This window comes from Variovorax ureilyticus (genome assembly GCF_037889935.1).
Classification (GTDB): domain Bacteria; phylum Pseudomonadota; class Gammaproteobacteria; order Burkholderiales; family Burkholderiaceae_C; genus Variovorax; species Variovorax ureilyticus.
In genome coordinates this window covers 315,570-335,650 of sequence record NZ_JBBKZU010000005.1, presented here as the reverse complement: position 1 = coordinate 335,650, position 20,081 = coordinate 315,570, and the positions used below count along the sequence as shown (strand labels likewise).

General features: G+C 68.3%; 16 protein-coding genes. 13 read left to right on the top strand and 3 right to left on the bottom strand.

Going from position 1 to position 20,081, the window contains the following annotated elements; genetic code table 11:
* Positions 1-75 precede the first annotated feature (75 nt).
* The 13 genes from minC (at position 76) to WKW77_RS13900 (ending at position 15,530) form a co-directional block, all read left to right on the top strand.
* Positions 76-834 (top strand): septum site-determining protein MinC, encoded by a 759-nt coding sequence (gene minC, locus WKW77_RS13960; protein WP_340357440.1) that lies wholly within the window; start codon positions 76-78, stop codon positions 832-834.
* Between the two features lie 53 nt (positions 835-887).
* Positions 888-1,703 (top strand): septum site-determining protein MinD, encoded by an 816-nt coding sequence (minD, locus tag WKW77_RS13955; RefSeq protein ID WP_340357439.1) that lies wholly within the window; start codon positions 888-890, stop codon positions 1,701-1,703.
* Positions 1,704-1,707: 4 nt separating this feature from the next.
* On the top strand, positions 1,708-1,983 hold the full coding sequence (minE, locus tag WKW77_RS13950) for a cell division topological specificity factor MinE (RefSeq protein ID WP_093167637.1): 276 nt from the start codon (positions 1,708-1,710) through the stop codon (positions 1,981-1,983).
* Positions 1,984-2,083: 100 nt separating this feature from the next.
* Positions 2,084-2,548, top strand: coding sequence for a bacteriohemerythrin (locus WKW77_RS13945; protein WP_340357438.1), 465 nt, complete (start codon positions 2,084-2,086; stop codon positions 2,546-2,548).
* A 113-nt stretch (positions 2,549-2,661) separates the two neighbouring features.
* Positions 2,662-3,930 carry an MFS transporter gene (locus WKW77_RS13940; RefSeq protein WP_340357437.1) on the top strand — a complete coding sequence of 423 codons (1,269 nt, stop codon included), beginning with the start codon at positions 2,662-2,664 and terminating at the stop codon, positions 3,928-3,930.
* A complete protein-coding gene (locus tag WKW77_RS13935) occupies positions 3,927-5,336 on the top strand; it encodes a NarK family nitrate/nitrite MFS transporter (RefSeq protein WP_340357436.1) in 1,410 nt (469 codons plus the stop codon). Before WKW77_RS13940 ends, WKW77_RS13935 begins: the two co-directional genes overlap by 4 nt.
* 16 nt (positions 5,337-5,352) lie before the next feature.
* Positions 5,353-9,153, top strand: a complete 3,801-nt coding sequence (locus WKW77_RS13930) for a nitrate reductase subunit alpha (RefSeq protein ID WP_340357435.1) — start codon at positions 5,353-5,355, stop codon at positions 9,151-9,153.
* On the top strand, positions 9,150-10,673 hold the full coding sequence (gene narH / locus WKW77_RS13925; RefSeq protein WP_340357434.1) for a nitrate reductase subunit beta: 1,524 nt from the start codon (positions 9,150-9,152) through the stop codon (positions 10,671-10,673). Before WKW77_RS13930 ends, narH begins: the two co-directional genes overlap by 4 nt.
* 3 nt (positions 10,674-10,676) lie before the next feature.
* On the top strand, positions 10,677-11,390 hold the full coding sequence (gene narJ / locus WKW77_RS13920; RefSeq protein ID WP_340357433.1) for a nitrate reductase molybdenum cofactor assembly chaperone: 714 nt from the start codon (positions 10,677-10,679) through the stop codon (positions 11,388-11,390).
* Complete coding sequence (gene narI / locus WKW77_RS13915) at positions 11,387-12,112, top strand: respiratory nitrate reductase subunit gamma (RefSeq protein ID WP_340357432.1); 726 nt, start codon at positions 11,387-11,389, stop codon at positions 12,110-12,112. Before narJ ends, narI begins: the two co-directional genes overlap by 4 nt.
* Before the next feature lie 15 nt (positions 12,113-12,127).
* On the top strand, positions 12,128-12,907 hold the full coding sequence (locus WKW77_RS13910; protein WP_340357431.1) for a peptidylprolyl isomerase: 780 nt from the start codon (positions 12,128-12,130) through the stop codon (positions 12,905-12,907).
* A gap of 41 nt (positions 12,908-12,948) precedes the next feature.
* Positions 12,949-14,847: a type IV pili methyl-accepting chemotaxis transducer N-terminal domain-containing protein gene (locus tag WKW77_RS13905; protein ID WP_340357430.1), complete on the top strand. Its 1,899-nt coding sequence runs from the start codon at positions 12,949-12,951 to the stop codon at positions 14,845-14,847.
* Positions 14,844-15,530 (top strand): response regulator, encoded by a 687-nt coding sequence (locus WKW77_RS13900; protein WP_340357429.1) that lies wholly within the window; start codon positions 14,844-14,846, stop codon positions 15,528-15,530. The genes WKW77_RS13905 and WKW77_RS13900 overlap by 4 nt, the downstream gene beginning before the upstream one ends.
* A 56-nt stretch (positions 15,531-15,586) precedes the next feature.
* Here the strand turns inward: WKW77_RS13900 and ubiM are convergent, their stop codons facing one another.
* Genes ubiM through WKW77_RS13885 form a run of 3 tightly spaced genes read right to left on the bottom strand, consistent with a single transcriptional unit; the run spans position 15,587 to position 20,080 of the window.
* Positions 15,587-16,822, bottom strand: a complete 1,236-nt coding sequence (gene ubiM, locus WKW77_RS13895; RefSeq protein ID WP_340357428.1) for a 5-demethoxyubiquinol-8 5-hydroxylase UbiM — start codon at positions 16,820-16,822, stop codon at positions 15,587-15,589.
* A complete protein-coding gene (locus WKW77_RS13890) occupies positions 16,806-17,696 on the bottom strand; it encodes an acyltransferase (RefSeq protein ID WP_340357427.1) in 891 nt (296 codons plus the stop codon). Before WKW77_RS13890 ends, ubiM begins: the two co-directional genes overlap by 17 nt.
* Positions 17,693-20,080 (bottom strand): adenosylcobalamin-dependent ribonucleoside-diphosphate reductase, encoded by a 2,388-nt coding sequence (locus WKW77_RS13885; protein ID WP_340357426.1) that lies wholly within the window; start codon positions 20,078-20,080, stop codon positions 17,693-17,695. Before WKW77_RS13885 ends, WKW77_RS13890 begins: the two co-directional genes overlap by 4 nt.
* Between the last annotated feature and the right edge of the window lies 1 nt (position 20,081).

Below are 20,081 nucleotides of genomic sequence, written 5' to 3'. Positions count from 1 at the left end.
GATAGCGACGCGCCGGTTTCATGGCGCGGAAGCCACTCCCGTTAGACTCCAACGCTTTTCGCACCTACGTTTTACATGGCCGACGCATCCGCCGCGCGCACCAAGACGCTATTCGAGTTCAAGAGCGCGACGATGCCGCTGATCGCGGTCATTCTCCGCACCGTCGATCTCGACGTGCTCTCCGAGGCGCTCGACGCCCAACTCGCCGATTCCCCGGACTTCTTCGAACAGGAGCCCGTGGTCATCGATCTCTCGCAACTGCAGGACGACGACGCGGAAGCCGACATCGACTTCCCCCGGCTGCGCAGCATGCTCGCGCGCCACCAGACGCAACCCGTGGCGGTGCGTGGGGGCACCGACGCGCAGAACGCCGCGGCGCGTGCCGCCGGCCTGTCGGTCACCGCGATGCCCGCCGCGTCGGCGCCCAAGCCGCAAGCGCCGCCCGCCGAACCGCCGAGCGAAGCCCCGCAGATCGTGCGCGAAGTGCCGGTGCCGGCCAACGGCACGCTGGTCATCGACCGGCCGCTGCGCTCGGGCCAGCAGGTGTATGCGCGCGGCGGCGACGTGATCGTCACGGCCGTCGTGAGCTTCGGCGCCGAGGTGATCGCCGACGGCAACGTCCATGTGTACGCACCGCTGCGCGGCAAGGCGATCGCCGGCGCGCGCGGCGACACCGGGGCGCGCATCTTCACGACCTGCCTGGAAGCGCAGCTCGTCGCCATCGCGGGCATCTATCGCACTTCCGAGGTCGCGCTGCCGGACGAGGTGGCGGGCAAGGCGGCGCAGATCTCGCTGCAGGACGGCAAGAAGATCCTGATCGAGGCGATCGAATGAGATTCCGGCCTCAACAACCGAACAACTGAAACGAACGAAAGAGGAATGTGGCAATGGCCAAAATTGTGGTGGTGACATCGGGCAAGGGCGGCGTCGGCAAGACGACCACGAGCGCGAGCTTCGCGTCCGGTCTCGCCCTGGCAGGCAAGAAGACGGCGGTGATCGATTTCGACGTCGGCCTGCGCAACCTCGACCTCATCATGGGCTGCGAGCGCCGCGTGGTGTTCGACCTCATCAACGTGATCCAGGGCGAGGCGAACCTGAGCCAGGCGCTCATCAAGGACAAGCACTGCGAGAACCTCTATGTACTGGCCGCCTCGCAGACGCGCGACAAGGACGCACTGACGCAGGACGGCGTCGAGAAGATCCTCAAGGAACTGGCCGACCAGGGCTTCGACTACATCGTGTGCGACTCGCCCGCCGGCATCGAGGTCGGTGCGCTGATGGCGATGCACTTCGCGGACGAAGCGCTCATCGTCACCAACCCCGAGGTGTCCTCGGTGCGGGACTCGGACCGCATCCTGGGGATGCTCAGCTCCAAGACCAAGCGCGCCAAGGAAGGCGGCGAGCCGATCAAGGAGCACCTGCTGATCACCCGCTACAACCCCAACCGGGTGGCAGGCGGACAGATGCTGTCGCTGGAAGACATCCAGGACATCCTGCGCATCAAGCTCATCGGCGTGATTCCCGAGTCCGAGAGCGTGCTGCAGGCTTCCAACCAGGGCGTGCCGGCGATCCACGACAAGGACACCGACGTGGCGCAGGCCTACAGCGACGTGGTGGCGCGCTTCCTCGGCGAGGACCGGCCGATGCGCTTCGTCGACGCCGAGAAACCCGGCTTCTTCAAACGAATCTTCGGCGCGAGGTAGTTCGATGTCCCTTCTCTCCTTTCTGCTGGGCGAAAAGAAGAAGACGGCCAGTGTCGCCAAGGAACGGCTGCAGATCATCCTCGCCCACGAGCGCAGCAGCCTCGGCAACAAGCGGCCCGACTATCTGCCGGAGCTTCAGCGCGAGCTGATCGCGGTGATCTCCAAGTACGTGTCGATCAAGGCCGAGGACATCAAGGTCCACCTCGAGAAGCAGGACGACCTCGAAGTGCTCGAGGTCAAGATCGAACTGCCCGACGGCACCGCGGTCGCGGCGCGCTGACGCCCCGGCAGCGCGCCGGGGCCGCGCGATCATTGCGCGCGGTCAACGAACGGCCGGCCCTTCGTCGATAGCCTGGGGGCTTCCCAACAAGGAGGCCCCGATGACGGATCCGCTTCGCTTCGACTCGCTCTGTCTCGACCTGCCGTTCATGGACGAGGCGCACGAACAGCTCATGCGCCTGCTGGCGATCGTCGAGGAAGCCGACGACGCGCACCTGCCGGCCGCATGGCGCGACCTGGTCGAGTGCATCGCCCAGGGCTTTGCCCGCGAGGACCGGTGGATGAACGACACCGGATATGCCTCCCGCAGGGACCACCAGGTCCAGCACCGCGTGGTGCTCGAAGTGCTGCGCGACGGCATCACGCAGGTCGCCGAAGGCCGCCTGCTTCACGTGCGGCAGATGGCCTGGCAGTTGCGGGACTGGTATCGCAAGCACGTCCAGACCATGGACGCCGCCCTTGCACTGCATCTGCGCGGCAGGCGTTTCGATCCGGCGAATGGCGGGTCGGGCCCGAGCCGCAGCAGTGTCGCTTCGGCCCGCGCCGGCATCGTTCTTCGGAACTAGGCGGCGCTGAGGTTCCATCGTTCTTCTGCTGCGATGGACCTGTGCTCCGGACGGATGTTCAGGCCTGCGCCCCTCGGGAACAGTGGAGTGGTCACACACGAGAGCACTCCCCCATGCCCCCTTCCCCCATCGCACCCAAGGCCTGGTCGGTCCTGATCGTCAGCACGCTGGCCTTCACGACCTGCTTCATGGTCTGGATGATGTTCGGCGTCATCGGCATCCCGATCAGGAAGGCCCTCGGCCTCAACGCCACCGAGTTCGGCCTGCTGACCGCGATGCCGGTGCTCTCCGGCTCGCTGGTCCGCGTGCCGCTCGGCATCTGGACCGACAAGTACGGCGGCCGGATCGTGATGGCCGTGCTGCTCGCGATCACGGTGCCGGCGATCTGGCTGCTGGCCTATGCCACGGCCTTCTGGCACTTCCTCGTGATCGGGCTCGTGCTGGGCCTCGCGGGCGGTTCGTTCTCGGTCGGCACGCCCTACGTCGCGCGCTGGTTCCCCAGGGAACGGCAAGGCATGGCGATGGGCGTGTTCGGCGCCGGCAATTCGGGCGCGGCGGTCAACAAGTTCGTCGCGCCCGCGCTGATGGTGGCCTTCGGTTGGACCATCGTGCCCGAGGTCTATGCGGCCATCATGCTCGGCACGCTGATCGTGTTCTGGCTCGGCAGCGCGAGCGATCCGCGGCACCTCGTGCCCTCGAACACGAAGTTCGCAGACCAGTTGCGCGCGCTCAAGGATCCGCGCGTGCTCAAGTACTGCCAGTACTACAGCATCGTGTTCGGCGGCTACGTGGCGCTGAGCCTCTGGATGGTGCAGTACTACGTCGGCGAATACGGCCTGGACATCCGCATCGCGGCGCTGCTGGCGGCCTGCTTCTCGCTGCCGGGCGGCGTGCTGCGCGCCATCGGCGGCCTGCTGTCGGACCGGCACGGCGCGCACAAGGTCACCTGGTGGGTGATGTGGCTGAGCTGGGTCTGCCTGTTCCTGCTGAGCTACCCGCAGACCGACTTCACCGTGCTCACGGTCGATGGCCCGAAGAGTTTCCACATCGGGCTCAACGTCTACGGCTTCACCGCACTTCTGTTTCTGCTCGGCATCGCCTTCGCGTTCGGCAAGGCCAGCGTCTTCAAGTACATCAGCGACGACTACCCGCACAACATCGGCGCGATCAGCGGCATCGTCGGGCTCGCGGGCGGGCTGGGCGGCTTCGTGCTGCCGATCCTGTTCGGCGCGCTGATGGACCTCACCGGCGTGCGTTCCAGCGCCTTCATGCTGATGTACGGCGTGGTCTGGGTGTCGCTGGTCTGGATGTACTGGACCGAAGTGCGCAAGACCGATCTGCTGGGCTCCACGCCCCTGACTCCCAAGGAGGTATCCGTATGACCACGCAAACCATGGGCGCGCGGCGCGGCCGCCTGCTCGAAATCTGGAAGCCGGAAGACAAGGCGTTCTGGGAACGCGAGGGCGAAGCCGTCGCCAAGCTCAACCTCTGGATCTCGGTGCCGGCGCTGTTCCTGGCCTTCGCGATCTGGCAGGTGTGGAGCGTGGTGGCGGTGAGCCTGCCCTCGCTCGGCTTCAACTACTCGACCAACCAGCTCTTCTGGCTGGCCGCCGCGCCGGCGCTGAGCGGCGCGACCTTGCGCATCTTCTATTCGTTCATGGTGCCGCTCGTCGGTGGACGTCGCTGGACGGCGATCTCCACCGCATCGCTGCTGATCCCGGCGATCGGCATCGGCTTCGCGGTGCAGGACCCGACGACCGCCTACCCGACGATGCTGATCCTTGCACTGCTGTGCGGCTTCGGCGGCGGCAACTTCAGCTCCAGCATGGCGAACATCAGCTTCTTCTTTCCGAAGGAGCGCAAGGGTTCGGCGCTCGGCATCAATGCGGGGCTCGGCAACCTCGGCGTGTCGGTGGTGCAGTTCCTGAGTCCTCTGGTGGTCACCGCCGGCATCTTCGGCATCTTCGGCGGCGAAGCGCAGACCATCGTCCGGAACAACCAGACGGTGCAGGTCTGGACGCAGAACGCGGCCTTCATCTGGGTGCCGTGGATCGCGCTGGCCTCGCTCGCCGCCTGGTTCGGCATGAACGACCTCGCGGACGCGAAGGCCTCGTTCGCCGAGCAGGCCGTGATCTTCCGCCGCAAGCACAACTGGCTGATGTGCATCCTGTACCTCGGCACCTTCGGTTCCTTCCTCGGCTATGCGGCGGGCTTTCCGCTGCTCATCAAGAGCCAGTTTCCCGGCGTGAATCCGCTCGCCTATGCATGGCTCGGCCCGCTGACCGGCGCGGCGGTGCGGCCCTTCGGCGGCTGGCTCGCCGACAAGCTCGGCGGCGCGAAGGTCACGTTCTGGAACTTCATCGTGATGACGATGGCGGTCGGTGGCGTGCTGGTCTTCCTGCCGCACGGGCCGCTGGGCGGCAGCTTCGCGGGCTTCTTCGTGAGCTTCCTGGTGCTGTTCCTCACGACCGGCCTCGGCAACGGATCGACCTTCCGCATGATCCCGGTGATCTTCCAGACGCAGAAGATGCGCGAGGTGAACGCCGGCGACCGCGAGGCCGTGGCCCGCGCCACCAAGGAAGCCAACACCGAGGCCGCCGCCACGCTGGGCTTCACCGCGGCCTTCGCGGCCTACGGCGGCTTCTTCATCCCGAAGAGCTACGGCAGCGCCATCGCGCTGACCGGATCGCCCGACGCGGCGCTCTACGTCTTCATCGTCTTCTACCTGCTGTGCATCGGCGTGACCTGGTGGCACTACGCGCGCCGCAACGCACCCATGCCCTGCTGATCTCGAAAGCACAACCATGAGCCATTTCCTCGATCGCCTCACGCACTTCAGCCTCCCCAAGGAACGCTTCGCCGACGGCCACGGCGTGACCACCGGCGAAGACCGCACCTGGGAGGACGCCTACCGCAACCGCTGGGCGCACGACAAGATCGTGCGCAGCACGCACGGCGTGAACTGCACGGGCTCCTGCTCGTGGAAGATCTACGTCAAGGGCGGCATCGTCACCTGGGAAACCCAGCAGACCGACTACCCGCGCACCCGCTGGGACATGCCCAACCACGAGCCGCGCGGCTGCGCACGTGGCGCCTCGTACTCGTGGTACCTCTACAGCGCCAACCGCGTGAAGTACCCGATGGTGCGCGGCCGGCTGCTCGAACGCTGGCGCGCCGCGCTCGCGGTGAGCAAGGACCCGGTCTCGGCCTGGGCCTCGATCGCCGGGAACCCCGAAGCGCGCCGCGACTACCAGCAGCTGCGCGGCATGGGCGGCTTCGTGCGCAGCACCTGGGATGAAGTGAACCAGTTGATCGCCGCCGCGAACGTCCACACGATCAAGCAGTACGGGCCCGACCGCATCATCGGCTTCTCGCCGATCCCCGCGATGAGCATGGTGAGCTACGCGGCCGGCAGTCGCTACCTGAGCCTGATCGGCGGCGTCTGCATGAGCTTCTACGACTGGTACTGCGACCTGCCGCCCGCGAGCCCGCAGATCTGGGGCGAGCAGACCGACGTGCCCGAATCGGCCGACTGGTACAACTCGACCTACATCATCGCCTGGGGCAGCAACGTGCCGCAGACGCGCACGCCCGATGCGCATTTCTTCACCGAGGTGCGCTACAAGGGCGCGAAGACCGTCGCGGTCACGCCCGACTACAGCGAGGTCGCCAAGCTCGCCGACCTGTGGCTGCACCCCAAGCAGGGCACCGACGCGGCGCTCGCGATGGCGATGGGCCATGTCGCGCTGAGCGAGTTCTACTTCAAGCAGCGCAGCGCCTATTTCGACGACTACGCGCGCCGCTACACCGACCTGCCGATGCTGGTGATGCTCAAGGCGCAGCGCCACGCCGACGGCCGCACCACGCTCGTGCCCGACCGCTACCTGCGCGCGAGCGACTTCAACGGCAAGCTGGGCCAGGCCAACAACCCCGACTGGAAGACCGTCGCCTTCGACACCGACGGACGCGCGGTGTTGCCCAACGGCTCGATCGGCTTCCGCTGGGGCCCCGAAGGGCGGGAGGATGCCGGCAAGTGGAACCTGGAGGAGAAGGAAGCGCGCCACGACGCCGACGTGCGCCTGAAGCTCTCGGTGCTCGAGGACGGCAAGCAGGCGCACGAAGTGCGCGATGTGAGCTTCCCGTACTTCGGCGGCGTTCAGACGCCCCACTTCACCGCCAACACGCAGAAGGGCGACGTGATCGACGCCCGCGTGCCGGTCGTGTCGCTCCGGCTCGGCAAGGAAGGCGACTACCGCGAGGCGTTCGTGGCCACCGTGTTCGACCTGCAGGCCGCGCAGTACGGCATCGACCGCGGCCTCGGCAGCGGCGCCGCCAGCTATGACGACAACGCGCCCTACACGCCCGCCTGGGCCGAATCGATCACCGGCGTGCCGCGCGAGCAGATTGTGACCGTCGCGCGCCAGTTCGCCGACAACGCGGACCGGACAGAAGGCAAGTCGATGGTCATCATCGGCGCGGCGATGAACCACTGGTACCACGCCGACATGAACTACCGCGGCGTCATCAACCTCCTGATGATGTGCGGCTGCATCGGAAAGAGCGGCGGCGGCTGGGCGCACTACGTGGGGCAGGAGAAGCTGCGCCCTCAGACCGGCTGGACCGCCCTCGCCTTCGCGCTCGACTGGATCCGGCCGCCGCGCCAGATGAACAGCACCAGCTTCTTCTACGCCCACACCGACCAGTGGCGCTACGAGAAGCTCGGCATGGAAGAGATCGTCTCGCCGCTGGCCGACAAGGCGATGTATGGCGGCAGCATGATCGACTACAACGTGCGCGCCGAACGCATGGGCTGGCTGCCGAGCGCGCCGCAGCTCAAGACCAACCCGCTGCAGGTGGTGAAGGACGCGGGCGCCGCCAACATGGAGCCGCGCGACTACGTGGTGCGCGGCCTGCGCGACGGCACCTTGCAGATGAGCTGCGAAGACCCCGACGCACCACAGAACTGGCCGCGCAACATGTTCGTGTGGCGCAGCAACCTGCTGGGCTCCAGCGGCAAGGGCCACGAGTATTTCTGCAAGCACCTGCTCGGCACCACCAACGGCGTGCAAGGCAAGGATCTCGGCGCCGACGATGCCAAGCCGGTCGAGGTCGAATGGCATGCACAGGCGCCCGAAGGCAAGCTCGACCTGCTCGTGACGCTCGACTTCCGCATGAGCACCACCTGCCTCTATTCGGACATCGTGCTGCCCACCGCGAGCTGGTACGAGAAGAACGACCTCAACACCAGCGACATGCACCCGTTCATCCACCCGCTCTCGGCGGCGGTGGACCCGGTGTGGCAGTCGCGCAGCGACTGGGAGATCTACAAGGGCTTCGCGAAGGCCTTCAGCGAAGTGTGCGTGGGCCACCTCGGCGTCGAACGCGAAGTGGTGCTGACGCCGCTGATGCACGACACGCCGGCCGAACTCGCCCAGCCCTTCGAGGTGAAGGACTGGAAGAAGGGCGAGTGCGAGCTCGTCCCCGGCAAGACCGCGCCGCAGATCGCGGTGGTCGAGCGCGACTACCCGAACGTCTACAAGCGCTTCACCGCGCTCGGCCCGCTGATGGACAAGCTCGGCAACGGCGGCAAGGGCATCGGCTGGAAGACCGACACCGAGGTCACGCAGCTCGGGCAGCTCAACGGCTTCACGCAAGACGATGGCGCGACGAAAGGCCGGCCGAAGATCGTGACCGACATCGATGCCTGCGAAGTGATCCTGCAACTCGCGCCCGAGACCAATGGCCACGTGGCGGTGAAGGCCTGGGAAGCACTCTCCAAGGCCACCGGCCGCGACCACAAGCACCTCGCGCTCTACCGCGAGGACGAGAAGATCCGCTACCGCGACGTGCAGGCGCAGCCGCGCAAGATCATCAGCAGCCCGACCTGGAGCGGCATCGAGAGCGAGACGGTGAGCTACAACGCCGGCTACACCAACGTGCACGAGCTGATCCCATGGCGCACGCTGACGGGCCGCCAGCAGTTCTACCAGGACCACCCGTGGATGATCGCCTTCGGCGAAGGCTTCTCGAGCTACCGCCCGCCGGTGGACATGAAGGCCACCCACGGCATGCAGGGCATCAAGCCCAATGGCAACGCCGAGATCCTGCTGAACTTCATCACGCCGCACCAGAAGTGGGGCATCCACAGCACCTACAGCGACAACCTGCTGATGCTGACGCTCAACCGTGGCGGCCCTGTCGTTTGGTTGAGTGAGGACGACGCGAAGAAGGCCGGCATTGAGGACAACGACTGGGTGGAGCTGTTCAACGTGAACGGCGCGATCGCGGCGCGCGCAGTCGTAAGCCAGCGGGTCCACCCCGGCATGGTGCTCATGTACCACGCGCAGGAAAAGATCATCAACACCCCGGGCTCGGAGATCACCGGCACGCGCGGCGGCATCCACAACTCGGTGACCCGCATCGTGCTCAAGCCCACGCACATGATCGGCGGCTACGCGCAGCTGAGTTACGGCTTCAACTACTACGGGACCATCGGCACCAACCGCGACGAGTTCGTGGTGGTGCGCAAGATGAACAAGGTCGACTGGCTCGACGCGCCACGCGATGCAGGCGCGGCCCAACCCACGCAAGGAGCAACGCAATGAAAGTTCGTGCGCAGATCGGCATGGTGCTGAACCTGGACAAGTGCATCGGCTGCCACACGTGCAGCGTGACCTGCAAGAACGTCTGGACCAGCCGGCCCGGCGTCGAGTACGCCTGGTTCAACAACGTGGAGACCAAGCCCGGCATCGGCTACCCCAAGGACTGGGAAGACCAGGACAAGTGGAACGGCGGCTGGACCCGCCACGCGGACGGCTCGATCACGCCGCGCCAGGGCGGCAAGTGGAAGCTGCTGATGCGCATCTTCGCCAATCCGAACCTGCCGCAGATCGACGACTACTACGAGCCCTTCACCTTCGACTACGAGCACCTGCACACCGCGCCCGAGATGAAGGCCGCGCCCACCGCGCGGCCGCGCAGCCTGATCACCGGCCAGCGCATGGAGAAGATCGTCTGGGGCCCGAACTGGGAAGAGATCCTCGGCGGCGAATTCGCCAAGCGCAGCAAGGACCGCAACTTCGACGACATCCAGAAGGACATCTACGGCCAGTTCGAGAACACCTTCATGATGTACTTGCCGCGCCTGTGCGAGCACTGCCTGAATCCGGCGTGCGTGGCATCGTGCCCCTCGGGCTCGATCTACAAGCGCGAGGAAGACGGCATCGTGCTCATCGACCAGGACAAGTGCCGTGGCTGGCGCATGTGCGTCTCGGGCTGCCCGTACAAGAAGATCTACTACAACTGGAAGAGCGGCAAGGCCGAGAAGTGCATCTTCTGCTACCCGCGCATCGAGGCCGGACAGCCCACCGTGTGCAGCGAGACCTGCGTGGGCCGCATCCGCTACCTCGGCGTGATGCTCTACGACGCCGACCGCATCGAGCAGGCGGCGAGCGTGGAACGTGACAAGGACCTGTACCAGGCCCAGCTCGACGTATTCCTCGACCCCCACGATCCCGAAGTCATCGCCCAGGCGCGTCGCGACGGCATCCCCGAGAACTGGCTCGAAGCGGCGCGCAGCAGCCCGGTCTACAAGATGGCGATGGACTGGAAGGTCGCGCTGCCGCTGCACCCGGAATACCGCACCTTGCCGATGGTCTGGTACGTGCCGCCGCTGTCGCCGATCACCGGCGCGGCACAGGCCGGCCACATCGGCAGCAACGGCGAGATCCCGGACGTGAACCAGCTGCGCATCCCGGTGAAGTACCTCGCCAACCTGCTCACGGCCGGCGACACCGCGCCGGTGGTGCGCGCTCTCGAACGCATGCTCGCGATGCGCGCCTGGCAGCGCGGCAAGCACGTCGAGGGCCAAGGCAATGCCGAGGCACTGCGGCAGGTGGGTCTCGACGCCGAGACGGTCGAGGAGATGTACCGCGTGATGGCGATCGCCAACTACGAGGACCGCTTCGTCATCCCGAGCACGCACCGCGAGTACGCGGAGAACGCCTTCGACCTGCGCGGCGGCTGCGGCTTCAGCTTCGGCAACGGGTGCTCCGACGGCGAGACCGACGCCAGCCTGTTCGGTGGCCAGAAGAAGCGAACGATCCCCATCCACGTGGAGAACTGAGTCATGGCATTGTTCAAGCAAAGCACCCAGCCGATGGCCCACACCCTGCGTGTGCTGGCCCGCCTGCTGGGCTACCCCGACGCCGAACTCTGCGCGCACCTCGACGCGATGCGCGACGCGCTGCATGCCGAAGGCGCGCTCGGCGCGGCAAGGCTCGCCGAACTCGACGCGCTGGTCGCGCACCTCGGCGATGGCCCGCAGCTCGACGTCGAAGCCGAGTACGTCGACCTCTTCGATCGTGGCCGCGCCACCGCGCTGCACCTGTTCGAACACGTGCACGGCGATTCGCGCGAACGTGGTCCCGCGATGGTCGACCTCACGCAGACCTATGCGCAGGCCGGCCTGCTGCTGCACGCCGGCGAGCTGCCGGACCACCTGACGGTGGTGCTCGAATACGCATCGACGCAACCGCCCGCGCAGGCCGCCGCCTTCCTCGCGGAATTCGCGCACATCACGCGCAGCATCTTCAGCGCGCTGCGGGGGCGCCGCAGTCCCTACGCCTGCGTGCTCGCCGCCGTGCTCGAACTCGCAGGCGAAAAGGCGCAGCCCGTACCGATCGAGCCCGAACCCGCGCTCGACGAGGCCTGGGAAGAGCCGCTGGCCTTCGGCGGCTGCTCCACCGAAGGGCAGGCCGCACCCGGCACGCCGCAGCCCGTGCGCATCGTGCGGCGGCCTGCCTCCCCCTCCAACCCACACGCCCAAGGAGCCTCCGCATGACACGCGCGGTGCATGACTTCCTGTTCACGGTCTATCCGTACATCTGCCTCGCGGTCTTCCTGCTCGGCAGCCTGGCGCGCTTCGACCGCGACCAGTACACGTGGAAGAGCGACTCGTCGCAGCTGCTGCGCGCCGGCCAGCTGCGCTGGGGCAGCAACCTGTTCCACGTCGGCATCCTGTTCCTGCTGTTCGGCCACACGGTCGGGCTGCTGACGCCGCATTGGCTCTACGAACCCTTCATCGGCGCCGGCCAGAAGCAGATGGTGGCCGTGGTCTCCGGCGGCGCGGCCGGCGCGCTGTGCTTCGTCGGGCTGACGATGCTTCTGCATCGCCGCCTGTCGGACCCGCGCATCCGCGCCACCAGCCATCGCACCGACGTCGCGATCCTCGTCGTGCTGTGGGCGCAGCTCGTGCTCGGCCTCGTCACCCTGCCCTTCTCGGTGCATCACCGCGACGGCGGGACGATGATGATCCTGGCCGGATGGGCGCAGGGCATCGTCACCTTCCGCCCCGACGCGGCCGCGCTTGCGGGCGTGGAATGGCCCTTCAAGACGCACATGGTGCTGGGCATGACCCTGTTCCTGCTGTTTCCGTTCACGCGCCTCGTGCATGTGTGGAGCGGGCTCGCGACGGTCGGCTACCTCTTCCGGCCCTACCAGGTGGTGCGCTCGCGCCGCATGAACATCGTCGCCGCCCGCACACGGCCGGGCCGCTCGGCCTGAGCCCCGGAGGAAGCCATGACCACCCCCACGGATCTGCCCTCGGTGAACGGCGTCCCGCTCGCGCGCGACGACGAATCGCCGGCCCCGGAAGCCCTGCGCCAGCGCGCCTGCACCGAGCTGCTTCGGCAGGCCGCGATGCGCGCCGGCCTGCTCGACGCCGATGATCCCGCGCCCGTCGAAGGTGCGACCAGCGAAGCGGCGGCGCGGTCCATCGAGGCGCTGCTCGACCGCGAGATCGTGGTGCCCGATCCTTCGGAAGAGGCCTGCCGCCGCCACCACGCCGCGAACTCAAAGCACTTCGCCAGCGGCGAGCGCGTGCATGCGCGCCACGTGCTGTTCGCCGTGACGCCCGGCGTGGACATCGCGCTCGTGCGCATGCGCGCCGAGGACTGTCTGTTCGACCTGCGCTGCCAGGACGCAGCGCGCGCGACCGAAGCCTTCGCCGCCATGGCCGCGGAGTTCTCCAACTGCCCGAGCGGCGCCCACGGCGGCGACCTCGGCTGGCTCACGGCCAACGACTGCGCGCCCGAATTTGCACGCGCCCTCTTTGGCGGCCAGGCCATCGGCGTGCTGCCGCACCTGGTCGCGACCCGCTTCGGCCTGCACGTGATCGAAGTGCTGGCGCGCGAAGGCGGCGAGCAGCCGCCCTTCGAGGCGGTCCACGCCGCCGTCGCGCAAGCGCTGCGCCAGCAAAGCTATGTGACCGCGCTGCGCCAGTACCTCGGCCTGCTGACCGGCGCGGCGCGCATCGAAGGCATCGACATGGACGCGGCGACCGCTCCTCTGGTTCAATAGGCGTCCGTCGAGCGAGCCCGCTCCGCTACATTACCGACCCCATGCGCAGATCCCCGAACCTGGTGGCCAAGCTGGGCGCCATCGGTGGCGCCCTGCTGGTGGCCGCAATCGCCTCCATCGGGCTCACGCTGTGGATGACGTGGCAGCTCGAAGGCGGCGCCGCCGCCATCAACGAGGCGGGCCGCATGCGCATGCAGGCCTGGCGGCTCGCGCAGGCGCAGGCCTTTTCCGATCCGCAGAAGATCGTCGCGCTGTCCGGCGAACTCGATCGCAGCATCGTGCTGCTGCGCCAGGGCGATCCGGCCCGCCCGCTCTTCGTGCCGCGCGACAAGGCATCACTGGATGCCTTCGACGCGGTGGAAGCCGGCTGGAACGCGCTGCGCCGCGACTGGAGCGCAGCACCCGCACCGTCCGCCGACGCCGCTGCCGAGCGCGCCCGAACCCTGGTGGAGGAGATCGACCGCTTCGTCTCGCAGATCGAGGGCCATCTCTCGCGCCTCACGGCCATCCTCAACGCGGTCCAGCTCGCCATGGTGGCGCTGGTGGTCGCGAGCGCCGTCGCCATCCTGTACCTGTCGTACCTGCTGGTCTTCAATCCGCTCGCTCGGCTGCAGGCCGGGCTCACGCGCATCCGCGACGGCGACCTCTCGGCGCGCGTCGATCATCCGGCGAAGGACGAATTCGGCGCGCTGGCCGACGGCTTCAACCGCATGGCCGAAACGCTGCAGGACCTCTACCAGGGCCTCGAATCCAAGGTGCAGGAAAAGACCATGCGCCTCGAAGCCGAGCACGCCCGCCTCGCCGCGCTCTACAAGGCCGCGGCCTTCGTCAATCGCGCCGGCACGCTCGAAGAACTGGCCCACGGCTTCGCACAGCAGATCCGCGCCGCGGCCGAGGCCGATGCGTCGGCCATCCGCTGGTCCGACGAATCGAACCGGCGCTACATCATGCTGGCCTCCGACGGCCTGCCGCGCGACCTGACGGACGACGAGTACTGCCTGCCCACCGGCGACTGCTTCTGCGGCCAGGATCAGACGCATGCCAGCACGCAGGTGATTCCGATCGTCGCGCAGAACCGGCCCGGCTTTCTCGGCCACTGCACGCGCGCAGGCTACGGTGCGGTGGTGAGCGTGCCCGTGCGGCTGCAGGAGCGCCTCGTCGGCGAACTGAACCTCTTCTACCGCGAGCCCCGCGCGCTCGCCGACGACGACCGCGCGCTGCTCGAAACCCTCGCGAGCCACCTGGCCGGCGCCATCGAGGCGCTGCGCGGCGCGGCCCTGCAGCGCGAGGCCGCCATCGCGGAGGAGCGCGGCCTGCTCGCGCGCGAGCTGCACGACTCCATCGCGCAGAGCCTCGCCTTCCTGAAGATCCAGATCGGCCTGCTGCGTGGCGCGCTCAAGCGCGGCGACAGCGCGCAGGCCGATCGCACCCTGGCCGAACTCGATGCGGGCGTCAACGGCAGCCTCTCGGACGTCCGTGAGCTGCTCGTGCACTTCCGCACCCGCACCAACGCCGAGGACATCATTCCCGCGATCCAGATCACCCTGCAGAAGTTCGAGCACCAGACCGGCCTGCCCACGCACCTCTCCATTGATGGTCAGGGCCTGCCGCTCGATCCCGACGTGCAGGTGCAGGTGCTGCACGTGGTGCAGGAAGCGCTGTCGAACGTGCGCAAGCATTCCGGAGCGAGCGCCGTGTGGGTCGAGGTGCAGCAATCGCCGCCATGGCGCGTCGAGGTGCGCGACGACGGCTGCGGCTTCATCGAGCCCGAGCAGGCGCCAGACGGCATCCACGTCGGCCTGCGCATCATGCGCGAGCGCGCCCGCAGCATCGGCGCCGAGGTCGAGGTGCATTCCGTCGTCGACGCCGGCACCAGCATCGCGATGATCCTGCCCGTCGCCGAAACGCCGCCGCAGAAGGCAACCACCGCAATCTCATGAATCACGACAGCACCGCGACGCCCATCCGCCTTCTCGTGGTCGATGACCACACCCTGTTCCGGCGCGGCGTGATCGCGCTGCTCGAAGCCGACACCCGCTTCCGCGTCGTCGCCGAAGCCGGCGACGCCGGCGAAGCCCAGCGCCGCGCCGCCGAGACCCAGCCCGACATCATCCTGCTCGACAACCACCTGCCCGGCGTCAAGGGCGTGGATGCGCTCGCGGGCCTCCGGCAGGCCGCGCCCGAGGCGCGCATCCTGATGCTCACGGTGAGCGAAGACGAGAACGACCTCGCCGCCGCGCTGCGCGGTGGCGCGCTGGGCTACCTGCTGAAGACCGTGGACAGCGACGTGATGGCCGGAGCCATCGTGCGCGCGATGGCCGGCGAATCGACCATCAGCCCCGAGATGACCGGCAAGCTCATCACCGCCTTTCGCTCCACCCAGAGTTCGCTTCCAGCCCAGCAGCCCCCGGCGAGCGTGCCGGCCGACCCCATCGAGAGCCTCTCGCCGCGCGAGCAGGAAATCCTCGCCCACATCGCACGCGGCGCCAGCAACAAGGACATCGCGCGCGCGCTCGGCATCGCGGAGACCACCGTCAAGATCCACGTGCAGCACATCCTGCGCAAGTTGAACCTCGCCTCGCGCGTGCAGGCGGCGGTCTATGCCGTGAGCCGCATGGAGTGAGCGGCGCCTCGGCGCGCCATCCGGAGGTCGCCCGGATCGTGGCCGGAACGGCTCCTTCAGCGACGCTGCGTCAGGTCGCCCAACCGGAATGACACAGGCGGCGGCAGCCCGCCGCGTCCCGTCAGCCGCGCCATGATCGCGGTCTTCAAGAGCGGCAGATTCTGCGCACCGCGCAGCAGCCACCGGCGCGCCACACGCTGCATCGCGCCATGGCCCGCATAGAGCTTCGCGACCGCGTTGGTGCCGTGGTACATCACCGACGCGTCGCGGCGATGGGCGCGCTCGTAGCCGGCCAGCACGCCGGCGTCGCCGATGTCCCGCCCCTCGCCGCGCGCGCCCTGCAGCACCCGGGTCAGCGCAGCCACGCTCTGCAGTCCGAGGTTGTAGCCATGCGCCGTGACCGGGTGCATGCCCACTGCCGCGTCGCCGATCAGCGCGCTGCGTTCGGCTGCGAAGCGGCGCGACAGGACCGTGACGAGCGGATAGGCGAAGCGCTCGCCCACCAGATGCATGGCGCCGAGCCGGCCGCCGAACTGGGTCGCCACGAGCGCGGCGTACTCGCCCGCCGGCAGGGCCATGAGCCGCGCTGCCGAAGCGGTGTCGACGGTGATCACCACCGAGCACAGCTCGCCCGCCAGCGGCAGTACCGCCAGCGTGCGCTCGTAGCCGAAGCACTCATGGGCCACATGGTGATGCGGCAGCGCATGGCGCATGCGGCAGACGATCATGGTGCGGCCGAAGTCATGCATGTCGGCCGCGATGCCGAGATGCCGGCGCGCCGCCGAGAAACGGCTGTCGGCGGCGACGAAGAGCTGCGCGCGGAGGGCTTCGCGCGTGCCGTCGGCCGCGCTCTCGACCTGCATGTCCACGTGCGCTGGCGAGGGCTCGACGGCGAGCAGCCGGGTGCGATCCCGCAGGCGGATGGCCGGCCGTTCGGCCAGTGCTTCGAAGCTCACGCGGCGCAGGGCGTGGTTGGGGACGATCCAGCCCAGTTCCATGCTGGACTTGAAGCGCAGGGCCGCGTCGTGCCGGTCGCCGTCGATCACGCGGGCCTCGCGGATCTCGCCGATCTCTTCGGCACGCAAACGATGCCAGAGGCCCAGCGTGCGCAAGGTGGCGACGCTCGAATGGGTCAGCGCGATTTCGCGGCCGTCCTCGGGGGGCGCAGCCAGCGCATCGCGCGCCTGCAAGTCGAGCACGGTGACGCCGAAACCGGCGTCGTGCAGCGCGACGGCCATGGCGAGGCCCGCGGGCCCCGCACCGACGATGACCACTTCAGCGTCCAGCGACATGGGGTGACTCCTTCAACAAGAGGGGGATGAGCGAATCCTTCTCCGCCCACTGCAGCTCGATCCATTCGCGCAGGCGCTGGCGGTAGGCCCTGTCGGCGGGCGCGCCGGGCCGGATCAGCGCGGCAGGAATCTCGCGCCGCCGCACGTCCACCGTCACCGCGCGCAAGCGGCCGCTCAGCAGGTCCCAGAAGGTGGGCGTGCCGCCCGGATAGACGATGGTGACGTCCAGCATCGCGTCGAAACGCTCGCCCATCGTCTGCAGCGCCACGCCGATGCCGCCCATCCTGGGCTCCAGCAGATGGCGATAGCGGCTGTGCTGGCCGGCGTGGCGCGCGCAGGTGAAGCGCGTGCCTTCGACGAAGTTGATGACGGTGGTGGGGAAGCGCTTGAACTTCTCGCAGGCCTCGCGCGTGGCGGCGAGATCGCCGCGCTGCGTGCGCGCATCGCCGCCGCGCTTCATGAAGGGAAAGTCGAGCGCCCACCAGGCCAGGCCCATGAAAGGCACCCAGATGAGCTGCTGCTTGAGAAAGAACTTGAGGAACGGAATGCGGCCGTGAAACACCCGCTGGAGCACCAGGATGTCGACCCAGCTCTGGTGGTTGACGGACACCAGGTACCAGCCGCTCCGGTTCAGCCCCTCGAGGCCGCTCTGCCGCCAGGGCTCGCGGCACACGGCCGCGATCCAGGCGTTGTTGATCGCCACCCAGCGGCCGGCAATGGCGTTCAGCAGCCGGTCGCAGGCGTTGCGCAGCCGGCCCGCCGGCAGCACGCCCTTGCCGAGTGCCGGCACGACCATCGGCGCGAAGCCCGCCAGGGTGTTGAGCCCCAGCACCAGGCCGCTGCCAATACCGCGCACAACGGCCGGCAGCCTCATCCACAGCTCCCCATGTGGCCGCATCCGGTACAGAAGTCGCAGCCGTCCTTGCGGATCATGGCGTGCGCGCCGCACTCGGGGCACTTGGCGCCGGCCATCGGCGCAGGCGCCTCGGACGACGAAGCGGCATCGGGCGACGCGGCCTCCAGCTTGTTGCGCCGCGCGATGAGGTTCTGGATCGCGAAGGCGATCGCCGCCACTTCCGAGTCGTGCCATTGCGGCACCAGCGTGCAGTCGGCTTTGCGGTAGTGGCCGAGTCGCACCGGGCCGCGATCCCATGCCACCTTGCGCATGTCGGCCAGCGCGCGTTCGAGGAAGCCGCCGCGCGCGGCCAGCGACAGGAGGCGCATGCTCGCGGTGACCCACTGCTGCGACTCGCCGTTCTGGCCCACCGGCATGAAGAACTCGACCGCGCGCTCTCGCCCGTCGGCGAGCGGCAGAAACGAAACCACGAGGTACAGCGTCTGGCGGCCCTGCGCGGTCCAGTATTCGATCTTGTCGGCGAGCGCGTTCAGCGCGCCCTTCGGCCGGCTCTCGATCTGCGCACGCATCGGATCGATCGCCGCAGCGGCGGCCTGCGCGTCCGATGGCGCGGGGGCGGCGTCGAGCACCGAGCCGACGATCGTGTTGGGCCGGTAGGTCGCAAGCCCCTTGAGACCCGCATCCCACGCCTGCTGGTAGAGCCCCTTGAAGTCGTCGTAGGGAAATTCGGCCGGCACGTTCACCGTCTTCGAGATCGCGGTGTCGACGTAGGGCTGCACCGCTTCCATCATCGCGAGGTGCGCGCAAGCGGGCATCGAGAGCGCCGAGACGAAGTACGCAGGCAGCCGGTCGACGTCGCCGCCGAGGAAGCGGTAGAGGCGCCATGCGTGGTCCTCGACCTGGTATTCGCTGACGCTGCCGTCGGCCTCCCGCTTCTTGCGCCGGTAGGTCCACGAGAAGGCCGGCTCGATGCCGTTCGACGCGTTGTCCGCGAAGGCGAGGCTCACCGTGCCGGTGGGCGCGATCGAGACCAGATGGCTGTTGCGCAGGCCCTGTTCGCGGATCTGCGCCTGCAATGCGGGATCGAGGCGGCTCGCGAAGGTGCCCGGCGCGAGATGGCTTTGCGCATCGAAGGCCGGAAACGCGCCCTTCTCGCGCGCGAGCGCCACCGAGGCGGCATAGGCCGCATCGCGCAGCGTGCGTGCGATGCGCGCGGCCATTTCGCGGCCCTCGGCCTGGTCGTAGCGCAGGCACAGCATCGCGAGCGCGTCGCCCAGGCCGGTGAAGCCGACGCCGATGCGCCGCTTGGCCATGGCTTCCACGCGCTGCTGGGGCAGCGGCCAGAAACTCAGGTCGAGCACGTTGTCGAGCGCGCGCACCTGCACCGCGACCGCGGCGCCGAAGGCGTCGAAATCGAACCCGGCCGTGCCGCCGATCGAGAACGGATGCCGCACGAAGCGCGGCAGGATCACCGGGCCCAGGTCGCAGCAGCCGTAGGGCGGCAAGGGCTGCTCGCCGCAGGGATTGGTGGCGTCGATGCGCTCCAGCGCGCGCAGGTTGTTGTCGTCGTTGATCGTGTCGGTGAACAGGATGCCCGGCTCGGCGAAATCGTAGGCCGAGCGCATCACCGTGTCCCACAGCTCCCGCGCGGGCAGGCGGCGATAGACCCAATGGTCCCCCTCCTGCACCGCGCCCTGCGCGATCAGGGCCGGGCCCGGTTTTGCGCGATGCACCAACGCCCAGTCTTCGTCGGCCTCGAGCGCCTGCATGAAAGCATCGCTGACCGCAACGGAGACGTTGAAGTTGCTCCAGCGCCCCGGCGTGCGCTTGGCGGTGATGAATTCGAGCACGTCGGGATGGTCGATGCGCAGCACGCCCATCTGCGCGCCGCGGCGCGCGCCTGCGCTTTCCACCGTGGAACACGAGCGGTCGAACACATCGATGTAGCTGCACGGCCCCGAAGCGAGCGAGGCGGTGGCGTGCACGGCCGCGCCGCGCGGGCGGATGCGCGAGAAGTCGTAGCCCACGCCGCCGCCGCGCCGCATGGTCTCGGCGGCTTCGCGCAGGGCTTCGTAGATGCCGGGGTAGCCGTCCGCGTCCTGCCCCTGGATGCAGTCGCCGACGGGCTGCACGAAGCAGTTGATGAGCGTGGCCTCCAGGCCGGTGCCGGCAGCGCTCATGATGCGGCCGGCGCCGATGGCGCCCGCGTGCAGGTTCGCGAGGAAGCGTTGCCGCCACGTCTCGCGCAGCGCTTCGGTCTCCACCGACGCCAGCGCCGCGGCGACCCGCTGGAACAGGTCGCCCACGCTCTGCTCGCCGGGCTTGAGGTACTTCTGGACCAGCACGTCCCGGCTGATCGGCTGCATGGACAGGCGATTCATGACCGCGTCGTCGCGCTTCATG